This is a genomic window from Pseudomonas sp. HD6515, assembly GCF_024971855.1.
GTDB lineage: Bacteria > Pseudomonadota > Gammaproteobacteria > Pseudomonadales > Pseudomonadaceae > Aquipseudomonas > Aquipseudomonas alloputida.
On record NZ_CP079827.1, the window covers coordinates 4689436 to 4708614 of the forward strand.

At 56.5% G+C, this 19179-nt stretch carries 13 protein-coding genes; 11 read left to right on the forward strand and 2 right to left on the reverse strand.

The window, feature by feature from the left end; translation table 11 throughout:
* Positions 1-7: 7 nt before the first annotated feature.
* The 4 genes from KW568_RS21825 (at position 8) to kdsB (ending at position 6237) form a co-directional block, all read left to right on the forward strand.
* Positions 8-2569 carry a glycosyltransferase gene (locus KW568_RS21825; protein WP_259536772.1) on the forward strand — a complete coding sequence of 854 codons (2562 nt, stop codon included), beginning with the start codon at positions 8-10 and terminating at the stop codon, positions 2567-2569.
* A gap of 442 nt (positions 2570-3011) precedes the next feature.
* A complete protein-coding gene (gene galE, locus KW568_RS21830) occupies positions 3012-4028 on the forward strand; it encodes a UDP-glucose 4-epimerase GalE (protein ID WP_259536773.1) in 1017 nt (338 codons plus the stop codon).
* A 50-nt stretch (positions 4029-4078) separates the two neighbouring features.
* Entirely contained in the window at positions 4079-4921 is an 843-nt protein-coding gene (kdsA, locus tag KW568_RS21835) for a 3-deoxy-8-phosphooctulonate synthase (protein ID WP_259536774.1), read from the forward strand.
* A gap of 29 nt (positions 4922-4950) precedes the next feature.
* Positions 4951-6237 carry a 3-deoxy-manno-octulosonate cytidylyltransferase gene (gene kdsB, locus KW568_RS21840; protein WP_259536775.1) on the forward strand — a complete coding sequence of 429 codons (1287 nt, stop codon included), beginning with the start codon at positions 4951-4953 and terminating at the stop codon, positions 6235-6237.
* Between the two features lie 82 nt (positions 6238-6319).
* On the opposite strand, the gene KW568_RS21845 is transcribed toward kdsB, so the two are convergent.
* Both KW568_RS21845 and KW568_RS21850 read right to left on the reverse strand, forming a co-directional pair.
* The gene (locus KW568_RS21845; protein WP_259536776.1) at positions 6320-7441 is read right to left on the reverse strand and encodes a right-handed parallel beta-helix repeat-containing protein; all 1122 of its coding nucleotides are present in this window, start codon (positions 7439-7441) and stop codon (positions 6320-6322) included.
* Between the two features lie 478 nt (positions 7442-7919).
* The gene (locus KW568_RS21850; RefSeq protein WP_098089219.1) at positions 7920-8852 is read right to left on the reverse strand and encodes an SIS domain-containing protein; all 933 of its coding nucleotides are present in this window, start codon (positions 8850-8852) and stop codon (positions 7920-7922) included.
* Positions 8853-9737: 885 nt separating this feature from the next.
* On the opposite strand from KW568_RS21850, the gene KW568_RS21855 reads away from it, so the two are divergent.
* The 7 genes from KW568_RS21855 (at position 9738) to KW568_RS21885 (ending at position 19177) form a co-directional block, all read left to right on the forward strand.
* Entirely contained in the window at positions 9738-10553 is an 816-nt protein-coding gene (locus KW568_RS21855) for a phosphotransferase (protein ID WP_259536777.1), read from the forward strand.
* A gap of 300 nt (positions 10554-10853) precedes the next feature.
* Complete coding sequence (locus KW568_RS21860) at positions 10854-12875, forward strand: capsular polysaccharide biosynthesis protein (protein ID WP_259536778.1); 2022 nt, start codon at positions 10854-10856, stop codon at positions 12873-12875.
* A complete protein-coding gene (locus KW568_RS21865) occupies positions 12815-14134 on the forward strand; it encodes a capsule biosynthesis protein (protein ID WP_259536780.1) in 1320 nt (439 codons plus the stop codon). The genes KW568_RS21860 and KW568_RS21865 overlap by 61 nt, the downstream gene beginning before the upstream one ends.
* Positions 14131-14907, forward strand: coding sequence for an SDR family oxidoreductase (locus KW568_RS21870; protein WP_003252728.1), 777 nt, complete (start codon positions 14131-14133; stop codon positions 14905-14907). The genes KW568_RS21865 and KW568_RS21870 overlap by 4 nt, the downstream gene beginning before the upstream one ends.
* 7 nt (positions 14908-14914) lie before the next feature.
* Positions 14915-16462, forward strand: a complete 1548-nt coding sequence (locus KW568_RS21875) for an LTA synthase family protein (protein WP_259536783.1) — start codon at positions 14915-14917, stop codon at positions 16460-16462.
* Positions 16463-16466: 4 nt separating this feature from the next.
* On the forward strand, positions 16467-17033 hold the full coding sequence (locus KW568_RS21880; RefSeq protein ID WP_012053362.1) for an N-acetyltransferase: 567 nt from the start codon (positions 16467-16469) through the stop codon (positions 17031-17033).
* A complete protein-coding gene (locus KW568_RS21885) occupies positions 17033-19177 on the forward strand; it encodes a capsular polysaccharide biosynthesis protein (RefSeq protein ID WP_259536785.1) in 2145 nt (714 codons plus the stop codon). Before KW568_RS21880 ends, KW568_RS21885 begins: the two co-directional genes overlap by 1 nt.
* Positions 19178-19179 lie beyond the last annotated feature (2 nt).

Here is a 19179-nt window from a genome sequence, read left to right on the forward strand (position 1 = left end):
TGTCCAAATGAATATCGCAGCTGAGCAAAACAGTCCAACTCTGACAGTGATAATCCCGCTACGTCTGACTGAACAGCGCATGGATTTGCTGGACCGGATCAACTACTACAAACTCGACACCGAGCTACCTGCTGGCGTTGACTTTATAGTCATCGACGACGGATCTCCTGATAAGCTCTACCAGGAGATAGAAAAGCGGGCGAGTGAAATCACTACTGTCTACCGGACTGGTGCGAAGCCTTTCCAAGACTTTAGCCTAGCTAGAGCTCGGAACTACGCAGCTCAGCGAGCGAAAGGACAGTTCCTGATGTTCTTGGATGCCGACCTGATTCCGTATCCAGGCTTCTTTAAGGACATCCTGCGCGAGATTCAAGTTACTGACCTTCAAAGCCAAGTTGATCAATTCCTCATGCTCCCAGTCATTTACTTGACGGAGCTTGGATTTGACAAAATGCAAAATATGCATCCTGAACTTTGGCGTCCATATTTCATCAACTCTATGCTGAAAGATAACAGCAGCGAGATTGAGAAGTTCTCTTCAGGCACATCTGTAGTTGTACTCGACAGACACTACTACCTGTCGCGCGGCGGCCAAGATGAGCAATTCGAAGGCTGGGGCTTTGAAGACTACGAATTTGCAACACGACTAATCCGAAAAGTTCGTAAATTCCCACTTCCAAGTAACTGGCTTTCGATGGCCGGTAACTTCATGAAGATCTGTAAGTACGACGGATGGAAAGCCACCTATCGTCTTTACGGGGACTGGATGGCCTCCAAAGGCATCTATATGTTCCATTCGCCCCACCCGATTGAGGCGAAATACCATCGCCGCAAAGATATCAATCTGCGCTACCTGCAGCACCGCATGGCAGAATTCGTTAAAACCGGATTGGAGCATGATCCGCTGCCTGGTTTCGAACACGGGAAAACTCTTTTACTGCAAAAAAACCCCTTCACGTGCCAACGTGAGTTTGCACCCTACCTAGGCAAAATCGTCCAAGTTTCGAAAGACGACTTCGAAACTGCCGACGACTTTGGCGACTACGTTCTAGAAAACGATATTGACCGTATTGTATTCGGTAATCCTTATGGTCATGAGAAACTCACCTCGTTCTACAACTGGTGCCGAGAAAACGATTTCCCGATCATTGTTGCTGAGCGTGGCGCTTTGCCAGGAGCCGTATACCATGACCGCAATGGCTTCCTTAATGATAGTTGCAGCTATGACGAGGTGCTCTGGAACGTACCTCTGAGCCAAGCTGACCACGATAAGACTATCGCGTATATCGAAGAAGTCAAAGAAGGCAAAGACAATCTCGAAAAACAGTCTGACCGGATTGATACATTCGTTCTACGCCAGAAACTTGGCATCACCGCAAAAACCAAAGTTCTTTTCGTACCGTTCCAGCAACCCAACGACACGGTAATACGTAACTTCTCGGGTCCAATCGAAAGTTATGAAAACTTCCATGCGAAAATTTGCTCGCTTGTTGAAGAACTTGGGCCAGAGTGGAAAATCCTTTACAAGAAACACCCTGTAGAAGATGCCCTACCTGAGATCCCTGGCGCAATTGCCGTGCATGACATAAACATGCATGACCTTATGGATATTTGCCACGCAGTCGCGCTAATCAACTCGGGCACCGGCATATATGCCATGATGTATGGTAAGCCACTATATGTATTCGGGGACTCTTGGTATGCCAACGAAGGTCTTTGCGTAGCCGTTAAAGATCCTGAGCAAGCCGCAACACTTATAAAAAGCGGCTTTGAGATTGATTACGAAAAGGTATTGCGTTTCATCAAGTACCTACGCTTCGACTTCTACTCATTTGGCCAAATGGTAACGCGTCGCGTGCGCTACGAGGACGGAACCCCAATCACCGCGACAACCGAGATCAATTACTATGAACTCCGTGGCTTCGGTGATAATACCCGCAAGCTGCAGAAAACTTTCTCGGTCATACCTACCACCAGCCCAATATTTGATAGATATAAGGGCGGATCAGGACAAGTTATTCACGGAACTTCAGCGCCGGCAGCAATTAAGTCAGCACCAGCGGCCATCAGCAAACCTGAACAACCTAAAACTGCTGTGGCAGCGGTGCAGGCTTCGGTAGCTAAACCAGCTCCAGCTCCAGCTCCAGCTCCAGCTCCAGCTCCAGCTCCAGCTCCAGCTCCAGCTCCAGCTCCAGCTCCAGTGGCAGCGCCTGTTAATATGCCAGCCGCTGCAAATGGAGATAACGGCCTGGACAATGACAGTGACTCACTTGGCTACAACGATCACGTTCGACTTGGTGTAGAGCATTATCTACGTGGCGATTTTGTTGAAGCAGCAGTGCAGTTCGATAGAGCAGTTGAACTAAACCCTGCTCATATCAAAACGCTGCGGACTGCCGCTGAAGCTCATATCTCTGCTGGCTCGAAAGACTCTGCGATAATTTACCTGACTGCTGCATGTAAATTAGCACCGGACAACAAAAATCTGGCTAAACGCCTTCGCTCGCTGACCGCTCCGGCTTGGCGGAGAGCGCTGACCTCCAGTGCACCATTCCCTGTAACCATGTAAGTCCTACCAGGCCCCCTCTGATAAAGAGGGGGTCTGGTGTCACATCACGCTCTTTAAAATTTCAGCCCAGATGTTCCCTATCCCAGGTCACACCTGAACGAACAATTCTGGCTGGATTTCCAGCAATTTCCTCATTGCCCTGCTGGAAGTTACTCGAAACTACTGATCGCGTCCCTACGATTGAGTTGGGCACTACTCAAGCACCTTTCAATATCGAAACTTGCGCCGCGAACCAGATATTATCACCAATTACCACATTGGCAGGCGGGTTAACCCCCTCCTTTTAAGTCAAATATAGAGTAACTAACGACACTTCTAATCTTAATACCATATCCACCCCACAAGTTTGACCCCCTTAACACACTCAATCAGATATAACCATATCGAGCAAGCCACTCTAAGGCCACTCCAAAGCACGAAAAACCATATTAAAGGTGTTTATATGAGAAAAATCTTAGTCACCGGCGGCGCTGGCTACATTGGCTCCCACACGTGTGTAGAACTCTTGAACTCCGGCCATGAAGTCGTAATTTTTGACAACTTCTGCAACAGCTCCCCCGTCGCAATTGAACGAATCACTGAAATAACGAAAAAACCAGTAACACATGTATATGGTAATATCCTTGACCAACAAGCAATCGAGGAAACCTTAACTAAATATCAGTGCGACACTGTCATACATTTTGCTGGCCTGAAGTCTGTTGGTGAATCGACTCAAAACCCACTCTCCTACTACGAGAACAACGTCGCCGGCACTGTAAAACTACTTCAAGCAATGGCCAAATGCAATGTAAAAAATCTTGTATTTAGCTCTTCAGCCACTGTATACGGGGAGCCTCAATTCCTTCCACTCACAGAGGACCACCCTCTTTCTACTACAAACCCGTATGGCAGCTCAAAGCTCATTATTGAAAACATCTTAAGAGATTTGTATGCTTCCGATGAAAGCTGGAGCATAACGATACTTCGATACTTCAACCCAGTTGGCGCACATTCAAGCGGCCGTATTGGTGAAGACCCAAGGGGCACGCCGAACAACCTGATGCCTTATGTCGCTCAAGTTGCCGTAGGAAAACTTGAAAAGCTTACGGTTTTCGGTAACGACTATGAAACCAAAGACGGCACCGGCGTAAGGGATTACATTCATGTAACCGATCTGGCACTTGGACACCTGAGGTCCATAGAACAAATTGGTGCCTCCCAATGCCTGGAAATTAATCTCGGAACGGGCGTGGGCTATAGCGTTCTAGAAATTGTGGAGGCCTTCAAAGCTGCGTCTAACAAAGACATTCCTTATCAGTTTGCCTCTCGGCGAGCAGGCGATGTAGCAAGCTGCTTTGCGGCCCCTAAGCTAGCGAAAGATATCCTCGGCTGGGAAGCCAAATTAGGAATAGAGCAGATGTGTCAAGACCACTGGAATTGGCAGTATAGCAATCCGAAGGGCTACAGCTTAAACTAGCGGTAAAGCACACTGTTCTACTCTCACATTATTAGGGAAAGAAATTTCAAATGATCAAAATTAGCGATAAAATCAGCTGCTCTAACGATGCACCTTTTGTATTGTTTGGAGGCATAAACGTTCTCGAGTCCGAGGACTTGGCCCTGACCGCTTGCGCAGAGTACGTAAGAGTCACTGAAAAACTTGGTATTCCATATGTTTTCAAGGCCAGCTTTGATAAAGCAAATCGCTCGTCTATCCACTCTTATCGCGGTCCAGGCATGGATGAAGGCCTCCGAATTTTTGAGAAAGTGAAGGCCGAGTTCGGTGTACCGATCATTACCGACATTCATGAGATCTACCAAGCGGATCCCGTAGCTGAAGTTGTGGATGTACTTCAGCTGCCTGCTTTCCTTGCCCGCCAAACAGACCTTGTGGTTGCAATGGCAAAAACTGGGAAACCAGTGAATATCAAAAAACCTCAGTTCTTGAGCCCCTCGCAGATGCGCAACATTGTCGAGAAGTTCCAGGAGGCAGGTAACGACCAATTGATCCTGTGTGATCGTGGGACCTGCATGGGCTATGACAACTTGGTAGTAGATATGCTCGGCTTCGGAGTAATGAAGCGTAGCTGCAACAATCTTCCGATTATTTTTGACGTCACTCACGCTCTGCAAAATCGTGATCCATCCGGTGCCGCCTCCGGCGGTAGACGTGAGCAAGTAGTGGATTTGGCACGCGCAGGGATGGGCGTGGGCTTGGCAGGCCTTTTCCTTGAGGCGCATCCAAATCCTGCCGTAGCTAAATGCGACGGCCCGAGCGCGCTGCCTCTTGATAAATTGGAGCCTTTCTTGGCGCAGATAAAAGCTCTGGATGATTTGGTTAAATCTTTTGAGCCATTGACGATTTCGTAACCAAGCTTTTCGCAACAAGGACGGTAATGATGGCAACTACTGAGCAGCGTGTTGCAATTGTAATTCCAGCTCGCTATGGTTCCACCCGACTGCCAGGTAAACCATTGGCTGATATAGCTGGTAAACCGATGGTGCAACACGTCTACGAGCGTGCCCTGCAGGTTAGAAATGCCCAAATTGTTGTCATTGCAACTGACGACGAGAGGGTGGCCAATACCGTTCGGGGTTTTGGCGGAGAGTGCGTGATGACCTCGCAAGATCACCCTTCCGGCACTGACCGCCTAGCAGAAGTAATGTCAAAAATCGATGCCGATATCTATATAAATCTGCAGGGTGATGAACCATTAGTTCGACCAACCGATATTGAACTATTAGTACGCGGTATGCTTGATGATGTCAATGTTAACATTGGCACTCTCTGCCACACCATTGATGCACAAGAAGCAGACAAGCCGAACACAGTCAAAGTCGTGTTGGACAATAATGGCAACGCACTTTATTTCAGCCGTTCACCTATCCCATACCCTCGCGATAATGTGGCAATGAGCTATCTGAAGCATGTAGGCGTTTATGGGTACCGTCAACAAATATTAATCGACTACTCTAAACTCCCAACGCCAATGATTGAGGATGCGGAAAAGTTAGAGCAACTTCGCTTACTGGCGGCCGGATACTGTATTCGCGCTTATCTCGTTGAACCCACGGGCCCAGGGGTAGATACACCTGAATGTTTAGAACGGGTACGCGCCCTAATGACCGGCCAATCATTCACGCCGCAGCCAGCACTAGAGCATATTAAGTTAGTAATAACTGATGTTGACGGTGTCCTAACAGATGGTGGAATTTACTACGACTCCACCGGCGAGTGCCTTAAGCGCTTTCATGTACGCGATGGCATGGGCATGCGCTTACTGGAAGAAAATGGTGTTCGTGTCGCCGTATTGTCAGGGCGGGACTCTGCGACATTACGCAAGCGCGTAACTGATTTAGGTATTACTCTTTGTCAGTTTGGCGTTAAAGACAAAGCATCTGCTTGCCTTGAATTGATGAGTGCAGCCGGTGCAACAGTCGAGCAGACGGCTTGTATTGGCGATGACTGTATTGATCTACCTGCCTTTTCCGCTTGCGGAATGTCTTTTGCGGTAGCTGACGCCCCTGAGTACGTGAAGGCTTCTGCAACCCGGATACTTTCAGCAACCGGTGGGACTGGTGCTTTCCGCGAGGTCGCGGACGCTATTCTTATGGCACAGGGTAAAGGTGCAGTTCTTGGCAGCGCTGCAGAGTACGCCAAGGTCATGGCAAGAATGGCTCAATAAAAACTCAAGGGCAATAAGAGTCATCTTATTGCCCTTATCAGTATATAAGCACCCAGTTAACACCACTGGAGCATATGCAGTTTTATTCGCCACCACACGCTTCAAAACTGTTATTTGCAATTATATTCCCTGAAGTTTGAACACCAGTAAGACGCGCCTTCATCGTTTCTGGCTGGGAAACCCACTTTTGTGTTTTAATATCCGAATAATTTCCAGTAATAATATTATCATCCCCCTCCACCTTTATCGGAAGCTTATTGCGACAAAACTCATTACCCTGAATGGCATTATGATTAGCATAATCTGCAAAATATTTACCCTCAGAATCTAGAGGCCTATCGCCACAATCACTTTTCTTCTGATTTCTACTTTGCCTAGATGCAACCCAGATACCAACCTTCTCATCATAAAATTTATTGTTTTTAATGATATTATCATTGCTAGACTGCCAACGAATAACAGAACGCCCCTGACTAAACCTTTCACCACAGTTCTTATACAAGAATATCCCACCCGCCGAATTACCAATAAATTTATTTCCCTCAATCAGATTTCGCGCAGAAGAATCTATTGCTAAACCTTCTCTTTGGCCGGTCTTCGGCCCATTCCACGCTCCGTTATTCCTGATAATATTCCCTATTAATTTATTATCCCTTGAACTATGTTCAAGATAAATCCCTACACCTTTCGTGTCTAATATTTTTGAACCCGACAAAGTCACGTCCGTTACATAGCTGTGCAGAAAAACGCCGACCCCACCTGATCGCTCAACCACTAGATTTTTCAGTGTTATCCTTGTTGGACTTATCGAGTAATTCAGATCTCTATCACTCGATCTTCTCGCATCTGGCACTCCCGACGTGACCAATACGCCTTGAGCCAAAAAATCCCTCACATTACAATTAGACACAGACACATCACTTAGCGGACGCCCTTTACTATTAATAAGAACGCCATACTTTTTCTCTCCTTGTCCATCTAGGGTAGCTCCATTGCAATCAACCTCAACATTTGACTTATTAATAGTGATGGTTTGATTGTAAACACAACTACCGTCCAACCTGACATTTCCGGAAAGCACTCCATTATTGGGTAGCTCGCACAACTTACCCGACTCTTCAGCCCAGACAGATTGACATCCTTGTGATAAAGCGGTCACCACCCCCACAAGGAGAAACTTACTTACAATCTTACAACTATTCATTCCAACCTCCTCTCCAATTGCAGTCTAGGCACTTTATTCCAGCGACATGAGTGTAGACCGTAAACCACGCCAAATATTCAGATGAATAAATTTTCAGCTAGCCGCTCCGTCAGCACGCGCTGCAGCTCCACGCTCAACCAGATCACACCGCCAAGAGTGGGTTGATCATGAATCAAGCGCCGGCGGTTCGTGGACGGTGGTACAGGACTGACGACAGCTGTTGAAGTTAGAAGTAGGATGCTCAGTTCGATCAGAAGGTCGTCGCCATCAGGACTGATCGCTATGACAGAAAAACCCTCCAAAGGGGGTGAAATTTATTAATGTTGTGCACCAGCATGCCGGTTTGTATATGTGTTCATCGCACTAACTTTAACTATCAAACTGACCTTATTGTTGCTGTCTATCCCGCAACTTCCAGAATAACAAAAAAGCCGGTATGCTCTGCATACCGGCTTCTCTAAAAGGAACGAGGGAAACCTTAGTCAAAAATCTCCACAACACCCACAACAGCGCCTTCAGCGTCAGTTACAGCCAACGCCCGAATCTTATTGTCCAGCATGTAGGCCTCAGCCTCAGAAAGCTGAGAATCTTCGCGAATAGTGTGTGGGCTAGCGGTCATGAACTGCTCGACCGAGGCTTGAATAACGCTCTCGTCTTCCAGCAGCGCCCGACGCAGGTCGCCGTCCGTAACGATACCGACCAGCTTGTCGTTATCCATCACCACCGTCATGCCCAAGCGACTACGAGTCATGACCAGCAAGCAATCATGGAAGCTGGTAGACGGTGAAACAACAGGTGCCGGCGAGTGCATGACGTCACAAACACGGGTCAGCAGCTTGCGACCCAGGCTGCCACCGGGGTGGTAGCGAGCGAAGTCCATTGGCTTGAACTGGATAGCCTCAATCAGCGCCACTGCCAGTGCATCACCCATGGCCATAGTCGCCAGCGTCGAAGTGGTGGGGGCCAGATTGTTCGGGCAGACTTCACGCTCGACCGAAATGTCGAGCCAGATGTCTGCATGCTTGGCCAGCGTAGATTTGCCGTTCCCAGTCATGGCGATGATCTTGTTACCGAAAGACTTCAGGCTAGGAATCAGCTTGATCAGCTCTTCGGTTTCGCCGCTGTAGCTGATCAGGATCAGCACATCGATTGGCTTGAGCATGCCCAGGTCGCCGTGGAAGGCTTCGGCCGGGTGCAGGAAAAAGCTGGGGGTGCCAGTGGATGCGAAGGTGGCGACCATCTTCTGGCCGATCAGGCCAGATTTACCCATGCCGCACACCACGGTGCGCCCCTGGCAACCAAGGATGAGTTCAACGGCGCTCTGGAACTCGCCATCCAGGCGGTCGGCCAACTGAGTAACAGCTTGAGCTTGAGCGATAAGGGCTTCTTTGGCGATGCTGAGGTGATTCATTTTCGTCCCTGACGACAGCTGAATGTATACGAAGGCGCGAATGTTAAGGTTTTTACAGCTGGAAGCATAGTGCGGAAGCCCCAGTCTCAGGGCGATCTGACTGGCGGCGACGCTAGGAGAACAGAGAACTAAGCGCCGACTTTGCGCCGGTGATGGCATTGAGATATCAAATTTAATCTATTTCTTCATACCCCAGCCTCTGCTGGCTTTTACACTCGGCAACCAGTTAACTAACTTTGTAGGAGTGCCTTATACAAGGTGCCAACTCGGCCTGATTGCGCGTGAACGCCCTAGCCATTTGGCTCGTTCTGACGCCAATCATTAAGTGATTAGACGTGAAAAACGCATCTCTCGGACCATCAGTGAAGGCTTGTTGTCTATGTAGACACTTGGCCTGTTCGGCGCGCCACCAGATGAACACTGGTGTTGCTCCTCGTGCGTAACGACACCAAAAAAGCGGGAGGCATCGCTTGGCCTGCACAAGCCCCGATGCCAGCGGCAACCCTTGAACCATAAGGCGTTCAGCCCTCTCTTCCCTTCCAAATCAATATCTTGTTGTAACTTTTCGTTGTACACAGGCCGCTCATACAGCAGCATACCCCCCCTTTCTCAGCTTCAAATTGGACGTATGGCAGTGGCAACATGGATGTTATGAATCCCTCTACACGACGGCACCCAGCAGGCAAGAACCTCTATCGCTGGCACGCCGCCTCACTCGAGAGCCATCTCCAAGCCCTTGCCCCCCACTGGGGCCAGAAAACGCTGGAGATCACTACCGAAGTCCTGGGTGCAAATGCATCCTTCGTTAACTATGTGCGCCACCATCGGCTGAAGGATCCGTGCACCGGGCAACCCGTCGAAATAGTGGAAAAATCGATCCGCAAAATGGCGTTTATCAGCAGCCAGGAGGCACGCTTCCACCGCGCCGAAGGGATGTTGGCGGGAAGTACGCACTTTCACTACCCCGCCTGCATAGGCGTGATCGATACGCCTTGGGAAAGCTTGATATTTACCGAATTCGTCCGGGGTGTTCCCCCACGTATGCATGCGATCGCCAAACAGTTGGCGCTTGGCATTGCCGAGCTTGAAAGCCTGAGCCACGACTACCTCGAGTCCCAACCCTTCGCCAAAGCGCCCTTGTACTGGAGCATGGACTTCTTCAGGCCTTGGTTCCTGCTGCGCCCGCGATTCAATTTTGCCCGCTGCCTCCCTGCGCTGGCGCAACTCGGTCTTGAAGACGAACGCTTTGCCGGGCTGGCTGAGCGCTTCAAGGCCTTTTTACCAGTGACCAGTGGCATGGCAGCCAAGGCTCGACGCAGCCCACGCTGCATCAGCCATATGGATTACCTGCGCAAAAACCTGTTCGTCGACAATGGTCAACTGCACCTGATCGACTGGAGCGAGGTAAAGGTTGGGCGAATAGGATTTGACGGCGGCGCCTACCTGGGCAGCCTGTTCCGGCGCAAGGACATGAAGGTATTCCTGGCAGCACAGGCCGAGTTCATCGAGACGTACCGAGCAGCGCTACTGGAGCGCTTCGATGTGGAACAGGCGCTAGGGAACTTGCGCTACGTGTTTCTCCTCACAGCGCTGTTCCATTGCTTGCGCCCAGAAACGGTCGCTGAGTACAAGGAGCGCGACCGGATGGGGTTATTGCTGGAGAAATACCACTATTTGCTGGGGATGCTGGAGCAGGAGTAGATGAGCTTTTGTACCCATGGGGAAAAAGCTTCGCGGGTAAACCCGCTCCTACAGGCGTGCGTTACGCTCCCAAGCGGCGTGGTACGCCGCGTTTTCGGGGAGTTTGCCGGGATAAGATGTCATCTTGATGCCATAGGTCATCATCTGCACATATCGTCTAATTTCTTTTCGCGTTTTTTGCCCAGCGGCACGCCTACAAATGTGAATTTGTATTAAGATTCGCCATCCTTTGTTTCCACCGGACCCGCAGGGCTATAAGCCCATGCCGCCCCTTTGCTGAATGGATGCCGCTCCACGTATATGGACGACGCTTCGCCCCGCCCTCGCCTGCTGATCCTGTCAAAAGGAGCTCAGCGCATCAGTACGTTGCCTGCATTGCTGCCCGAATTCGCGCTGCAAAGCGGTGCTGTGCGCGATGTCGAGCTCGCTGATTGGGTAATGGCCTGGGGCCGCAAGCCAAGCGCCATCAAGGCAATGGCCGAGGCGCACAAGGCTGGCAAGCCCGTTCTCACGCTAGAAGACGGCTTCATCCGTTCCGTGGGCCTGGGCGCCGACGAGCCGCCCCTGTCGCTGATCGTCGATGACGTGGGCGTCTACTACGACGCTTCCCAGCCGTCCCGCCTCGAACAGTTGATCGCCACGCCCCTCGACGCCGAGCAAACCCAACGTGCCCTGGCACTACGTAGCCTGTGGCAGCAGCAACGGGTGTCGAAGTACAACGACGCACGCATCGAACTGCCAGCGCTCCCGGCCGACTGCGTGCTGGTGGCCGACCAGACCTGTGGCGATGCCTCGTTGCAAGGTGCAGGGGCCAGCGACTTCCGGGCCATGCTGGAGGCGGCATTGGCCCGCTACCCGCATAGCACCATCGTGCTCAAGGTGCACCCCGACGTGGTGGCTGGGCGCAAAGCCGGGCACTTCGACCTGGCAGCGCTGGCCGGCAACCCGCGGGTACAGGTACTGGCCCACAACGTTCACCCGGCCGATTTGCTGCCACGCATGCGTGCAGTGTTCGTGATGACGTCGCAACTGGGCTTCGATGCCCTGCTTTGGGACGTACCGGTGCACACCTGGGGCATGCCGTTCTATGCCGGCTGGGGGCTGACCGACGACCGCGTGCCGGCACCTTCACGCCGCAAGCCTGTGCCGTTGGCGCAACTGATTCATGCCAGCCTGGTGGCCTACCCACGCTATGTCTGCCCAGAACGTGGTCAGCCGTGTACGCCAGAGGTGCTGATCAACTGGCTGGGCCTGCAACGGCGGCACCGCAGCGTATTGCCAAACACCGTACAGATGCTGGGTTTCAGCCGCTGGAAAGAACCGCTGGCAAACCTGTTTTTCAATGGCGCGGCCATTCGCTTCGTCAAGCCCGAGCAACCGCTGGCGCAAGACTTGCCCGTGGTGTCCTGGGGCTGCAAGCACGACACTCACCTTTGCGCCCACCCACTGCCCGTCAACCGGGTGGAAGACGGCTTTCTGCGCTCGGTCGGCCTGGGCGCCGGCAAGGCGCGACCGTTGTCGTGGGTGGTCGATGACCTGGGTATTTACTACGACGCCACCCGGCCTTCGCGCCTGGAGCGCATCCTGGCTGAAGAGCCCTTCGACCCGCAGTTGTTGGCCCGCGCGCATGCTTTGCGCCTGGCCATCTGCGCGGCGGGGCTGACCAAGTACAACTTGCCTGGCGCCAGCTGGCAGCGCCCCTCGCATGCGCAACGGGTGATCCTGGTGCCTGGCCAGGTGGAGGGCGATGCGTCCATCCGCTTTGGCGGCAACCGTATCCGCAGCAACCTGCAACTGCTGCGCGCCGTGCGTGAGCAAAACCCTGATGCGTGGGTGTTGTACAAACCCCACCCAGAGGTATTGGCCGGCACGCGCGCCCGCGGTGACGACGAAGCGCAAACCGTGCACTGGTGCGATGAAGTGATCGGCGATACGCCACTGCAGCAATTGCTGGAAGTGGTCGACGAATTGCATGTGCTGACCTCGCAGTCGGGCTTCGAGGCCCTGCTACGCGGTGTGCCGGTGACGACCTATGGCCAGCCGTTCTACGCCGGCTGGGGGCTGACCCGCGACATGGACCTTCAAGCACCGGTGCAGGCACGGCGCAGCCGACAACTGACGCTGGACCAGTTGGTAGCGGGCACGCTGCTGCTCTACCCCACTTACGTAAGCCTGGTGACCAACCGCTTCACCACCGCCGAACGAACCTTATACGAACTACAAAATTGGCACGCCTTACCGCAGCCTGGAGCTCCCTCCCGATGGCAGGACTTGAAACGACGCTTGAGCAGTTTGTTGGGCATGAAGCGCCCGACCAACTGAATGCAAGGGCGACGCGTGGTCCGCTGCTGCGTATCCCGTCACACAATTTTCTGCTGCTTCAGGGTGTCAGTTCGCCCTTCTTCAGCCGCCTTGCCAAAGGGCTGCGGGATATCGGCCAGCGAGTGCACAGTGTGCGCTTCAACGTCGGTGACGCCCTGTATGGCCCCGGCGGCGCGCAGCTGACCTGCCCGCACGCCCCGGAAGACATGGAGGCCTGGTATTCACAGGTGTTCCGCCAACTGGATATCACCGACCTGGTGCTGTTCGGCGACTGCCGCCCGGTACACCGCCCAGCCGTGACCCTGGCGCGGCTGTCGGGTATTCGCGTGCACGTGTTCGAGGAAGGCTACTTTCGGCCCTATTGGGTGACGCTGGAGCGCGACGGGGTCAACAACAACTCGCGTTTGCCACGTGACCCGCAGTGGTACCGCGATGTGGGCAAGTACATTCCGCGCTATAAGAATGGCAACCCGTTCAAGCTGTCGTTCGCCGCACGTGCCACGCACGATGTGCTGTACCATGCCGGCGGCGCGCTGAACCGGCTGTGCTTCCCGCGCTACCGCACCCATGCCCCGTTCAACGCCGCCATGGAGTACGCCGGGTTTATCCGCCAGGGCATGCGCCTGCTGCGCGCCCGTGTGCATGACGACGCGCTGGTGGCCGAAGTGGCCCGCCAGCGGCACCCCACGTTTTTGCTGCCCTTGCAGCTGGACAGCGATGCGCAAATCCGCGACCACTCGCCGTTCCAGAACATGACCCAGGTGATCGAGCATGTGATCGACTCGTTCTCGCTCAACGCGCCCTTCGATGCGCGCCTGCTGGTGAAAAACCACCCGTTGACGCCTGGGCTGGTCAACTACCGCAAGGTCACCGAGCAGTTGGCGCGCAAGTACGACGTGGCCGAGCGTGTCGATTTCATGGAAAGCGGGCACATGCCTACGCTGCTCTCGCACATCACCGGCATGATCACCGTCAACAGTACCGCGGGGGCTTCTGCATTGCTGCACCACCGCCCTACCTGCACGCTGGCCGAGCCGATCTACGCGATGCCGGGGCTAACCCATCAGGGCGGCCTGGATGATTTCTGGCAGCAGCCCGAAGCGCCCGACAACACGCTGTTTCAACGCTTCCGCAACACGGTCATCCACACCACCCAGGTCAACGGCGGCTTCTACACCGCCTGCGGCATGGACATGGCCGTGGCCAACTGCCTGGAAGTGCTGATGGCGAAAACCTCAAGAATCGAAAAATACCTATGAGTTCGCATGCCTCACCCCGCTGCATCCTCATCACCGGCGCCACAGGCGGTATCGGTGGCGCGCTGGCGCCTGCCTACGCCGCCCCGGGGGTGACGCTGATCCTGCAAGGCCGGCGCCAGGACCGCCTGGCCGAAATGGCCGAACAATGCCGCGCCCTGGGTGCCCAGGTGCTGCTGGAAGCCCTCGACGTGCGCGACCTGGACGCCCTGCGGGCCATGGTGCGCCGGGTAAGCGAGCAGCATCAGCCCGACCTGGTGCTGGTCGGCGCAGGGCTTAACACCGCCGTGGGCGCCAATGGCGAAGCGGAAGACTGGGACGACAGCCGCGCCCTGATGGAAGTGAACGTGATGGCCGCCCTGGCCACCGTCGAGGCCGCCCTGCCCGCCATGCGCAGCCGTGGCGACGGGCAGATCGCCCTGTTCAGCTCGCTGGCGGGCTGGCGTGGCTTGCCGGTCACACCGACCTACAGCGCCAGCAAGGCCGCTATCCGTGTGTACGGCGAGGCCATCCGCGACTGGCTGGCGCCGGAAGGGGTGAAAGTGAATGTGATTGTGCCGGGGTATGTGGAGTCGAAGATGTGCTTCGAAATGCCCGGGCCTAAACCTTTTCTGTGGACCGCCGACAAAGCGGCCAGGCGTATCAAGCGCGGGCTGGCGGCGAACCAGGCGCGTATCAGCTTTCCGTTCCCGCTCAACCTGGGCACCTGGCTGCTGGGGCTTATCCCGCAGTGGCTTTCTTCGATGATCCTGCGTGGGTTGAAGTACAGTGATTGATGTTTCCATGTTGCCGGTCGCTTTGATCGGCCTGGGCTTGACCGTCGCGGTCGAGCGCCTGCTGGTTCCCCGCCCTGCCCTGCGTCGCCCGGCCGATTGCTGGCTGCTGCACGCGGGGCTGTGGTGTGTGGCCTTCGGGCTGTTGTATGCCCTGACGGCGCGGCCGTTGTTCAGTGGCGTGAATGTGTTGCTGCTGTGGCTGCTGATCGTGCTGGTCAGCAACGCCAAGTATCACTCGCTGCGCGAGCCGTTTGTGTGTGCAGATTTCGAGTATTTCAGCGATGCAGTGAAGTTCCCGCGGTTGTACTTGCCGTTCTTTGGCTTTGGCAAGGCCGCGCTGCTGGCGGTGGGCTTTCTGGTTTACCTGTGGGCGGGGTTGAGCTTTGAGGTGGCGGGCGCGCGGCTTGAGGCGTTGCTGCCGTTGGCGCTGGGCCTGGGCTTGCTGCGCCTGGGGCATCGGCCTGTGAAGCCGAGCTTTGATGCCGAGCAGGATGTGCGTGGCTGGGGGTTGGCGGCCAGCTTGTGGCGGTACTTCTGGGCGGCGCGGGCGCCGGTGGACCGGGACGGGCTGGGCTCGCCGTTTGCTGGTGTAAGTGTGCCGGCCTCTGGGCAGCCTGCATCGCAGGCGACAGCGGCCCAGGCCGGGGCGCTGCCGGACTTGGTCTCGGTGCAGAGCGAGTCGTTCTTCGATGTGCGTGGGCTGTGGCCTGGCGTGCGCCCGCAAGTGCTCGACCAGTACGACCTGTTGGCCAGCCAGGCGCTGGCCCGGGGCAAACTGCAAGTGGCAGCCTGGGGCGCCAATACGGTGCGTACCGAGTTCGCCTACCTGACCGGCATCCCTGCCGACCGCTTGGGCGTGCACCGCTTCAACCCGTACCGGGTGCTGGCCCGCCAAGGCCTGCCCAGTATCGCCTCCAGGCTCAAGGCGCAGGGGTACCGGACCATTTGCATCCACCCGTACGACGGTGGTTTCTATGGCCGCAACAAGGTATTGCCGGCATTGGGCTTTGATGAATTCATCGATGTGAAGGCGTTCAACGCTTCGCAAAAGGCCGGGCCGTTCATTGGTGATTGCGCCGTGGCAGACAAAATCCGCGCGCTGCTGCAGGCGCCAGGCCGGACACAGCCGCTGTTTATCCATGCGGTCACCATGGAAAACCATGGCCCGTTGCACCTGGAAAGCGTAGCCGCGCACGAGCTGCCGGCCTGGTTCGACCGCCCGCTGCAACCGGGCATGAAAGACCTGGCGCCGTATGTGCGGCACATTGGCAACGCCGACCGCATGCTGGGCATGCTGCGCGACACCTTGCTGGCCCAGCCGAACGAGGCGCTGCTGTGCTTCTTTGGTGACCATGTGCCGATCCTGCCCGAGGTGTACCAGGCTGTTGGTGCGCCCGCAGGTGATACCGACTACCTGGTGTGGTCCAACCGCCGCCAGCCTGGCTGCGGGGCCAGGCCCATGCCGGTGCAGCAGTTGTCCAGCACATTGCTGGCCCATGCCCTGGCGCCGGCAACCTGCCAGGACACGCCTGTGGCCAGTGCCGGGGTAGCCTGACAACGTGGTGCGTATCGTTTTGGGATCGGACCTGTCGCCGGAGCGTGCCGCAGACCCTGCCTTGGCCCGCTTGCTGACCGAGGGGCGGGGGTCGCTGGCGTTCCTGATTGGCAATACGGCCTGCCGCTATCGCTTGCTGGGGTCGGCTATCCACTGGGACCGTGTGCTGCTGGCTTTCGACGGCGAGCAGGCACTGGGCTTTGCCGCATTCAAGCATGGCCGGCGCGGGCCGTTTGCCTGGCACTGGCGGCCGTTCGTGCGTGAGTTTGGCCTGTTGAGCGGCTGGGTGCGGTTTATTGGGTTCTGCCTGAGCGAACTGCGCGAATGGCGCTACCCGTTCTTGCTGTACGGGCTGCGGGTCAGCAAGGCCGCACGCCAGCACGGCGTAGGCTCGGCGCTGGTGCAGGCGTGCTGCGCGCACGCCGCCGGCCAGGGCTTTACCCAGGTAGAGCTGGAGGTGCCGCTGAGCAATCATCGGGCGCAGCACCTGTACCTGCATAATGGCTTTGCCCTGCGCCGCAAGCGCTGGGTGCCGTTCCCGCCGGTGCGCAACATGTGGCGGGCCGTGTAATGCACAACACGCCTCCCTTTTTACCCCACCCGCCCGAAGGTTACTCGCCACCCGATGCCCTGGTAGACGGCACCGGCTGGGTCGGCATCATGTCGCAATGGGTGGCCTGGAAAGTCCTGCACCTGCCGCAGTTCCTCGGCCCGGAAGGCCCGCCCTTCTGGCTGTGGCGCCGTGGCCGCAAGGCGCCCAAGGGGCTCAAGGCCATTGCCGGTATCGGCTACAAGCAGTCGTCGGCCCATGCCCGGGTGCTGTGCCAGCGCTGGGGGCTGCCCTACATTGCGCTGGAAGACGGCTTTTTGCGTTCTTCTTCGCTGGGCATTGAGGGCGATACGCCGATGTCCATGGTGGTCGACCCGGTGGGCATCCACTACCTGGCCGACCGCCCTTCGCTGCTGGAAAACATCCTGCAGCAGCCCGAGGCGCTCAGCGCATACGAACTCAATTGCGCCCGCGAACTGATTGCCTTGATGCGCAGCAGCGGCATCGGCAAGTACAACAACGCCCAGGACCTGCCCGACGACGACCCGCTGGGCCGCGAGCGGCCGCTGGTGCTGGTGGTGGACCAGACTGCCGGGGATTATTCGATCCCGGGCGGCGGGCTATGCGAAGCCGACTATGTGCGAATGCTGGATGAGGCCCTGGCAGAAAACCCGGATGCCGACGTGCGCGTGCGCATTCACCCGGACTGCCTGGGCGGGCAAAAGCCCAGTTGCCTGCTGGATGCCGCGCGGGCCCGTGGGGTAACGCTGGAGGCGCGGCCGGTAGCCTGGGCGTCACTGGCCCGGCGTGCCCGGCGCGTGTACGTGGGCACCAGCCAAGCCGGGCTGGAGGCGTTGATCCAGGGCGTGCCGGTCACCTGCTTCGGGCTGCCGTTCTATGCGGGCTGGGGGCTGACCGATGACCGCATGGCCATTGCTCGCCGGCAGGCACGGCCAGACCTTGTGCAACTGGTGGCGGCGGCCTATGTGCGTTACTGCCGTTATGTCGACCCATTGAGCGGCCAGTTGACCGATGCCTTGACCGTTGCCCGCCAATTGGCCAGCAAGAAAGCCCGCGATGCTGCGTTTGCCGGCCCTACCACGGTGCTGGGCGTAAAGCGGCACAAGCAGCACAACATCCGGCGTTTTTTCGCAAGCCGTTGGGGGCAGCTGCGCTTCAGCGTGGACAGCCCGCACCTGATAAGCCAGGTAGCGGCCGAACAGGGTCGGCTGCTGGTATGGGCTGCGCGCGAGCCGGCCGGCCTGGCCGAACGTGCGCGCCAGGCGGGGGTACCAGTGTGGCGGGTCGAGGATGGTTTCTTGCGCTCCACGGGGTTGGGGGCGACCAACAGCCCGGCGCTGTCACTGGTGCTGGACCGGGGTGGCATTCATTACGATGCACAGTCTGCCAGCGACCTGGAGCAGCTGTTGCAGCATGGCGAATTCGACGCCCCATGCCTGGCCGAAGCGGCGCGCTTGCGGGCGCAGATCGTTGCCAGCGGCACCAGCAAGTTCAACCTGCGCAGCAATGTGCGCCCGGCGCTGCTGGGGCAGCCGGGGCAGCGGCGGGTACTGGTGGTGGGCCAGGTCGAGGATGATGCCTCGGCGCTGTGCAGCGGTGGCGGTGCCGGGTGCAACCTGCGCCTGCTGCAACAGGTGCGCGCGCGGCTGCCAGATGCCTGGATTTTGTACAAGCCGCACCCCGACGTGGAAGCCGGCAAGCGCCGCGGGCACATCGCCCCGGCACAGCTGGTGGGGCTGGCCGATCAGGTACTGGCGGGTGTGGACATCGCCAGCCTGTATGGCCAGGTCGATGCGCTGCATACGCTCAGTTCCACCGCTGGTTTCGAGGCCTTGCTGCGCGGGCTGCCGGTGGTCACCTATGGCACGCCGTTCTATGCCGGCTGGGGCCTGACCGAGGACCATCAGCCCTTGCTCCGCCGCACCCGGCGTTTAACCCTGGACCAGTTGGTAGCCGGCGCCTTGTTGCGCTATGCGCGCTATGCCGACGTCCAGCAAGACCTGCCCTGCGATGCCTGGCACGCCCTCGCCTGCCTCAGCGCGCCCCACCCGGCGCCGGTAGCCTATCGACGAGTGGCGCCGTTGCTCAACTATACCCGGACCATGCTCGGCTGTGGCCGGCCATTGGCCCCATCAAAGGACTAGAT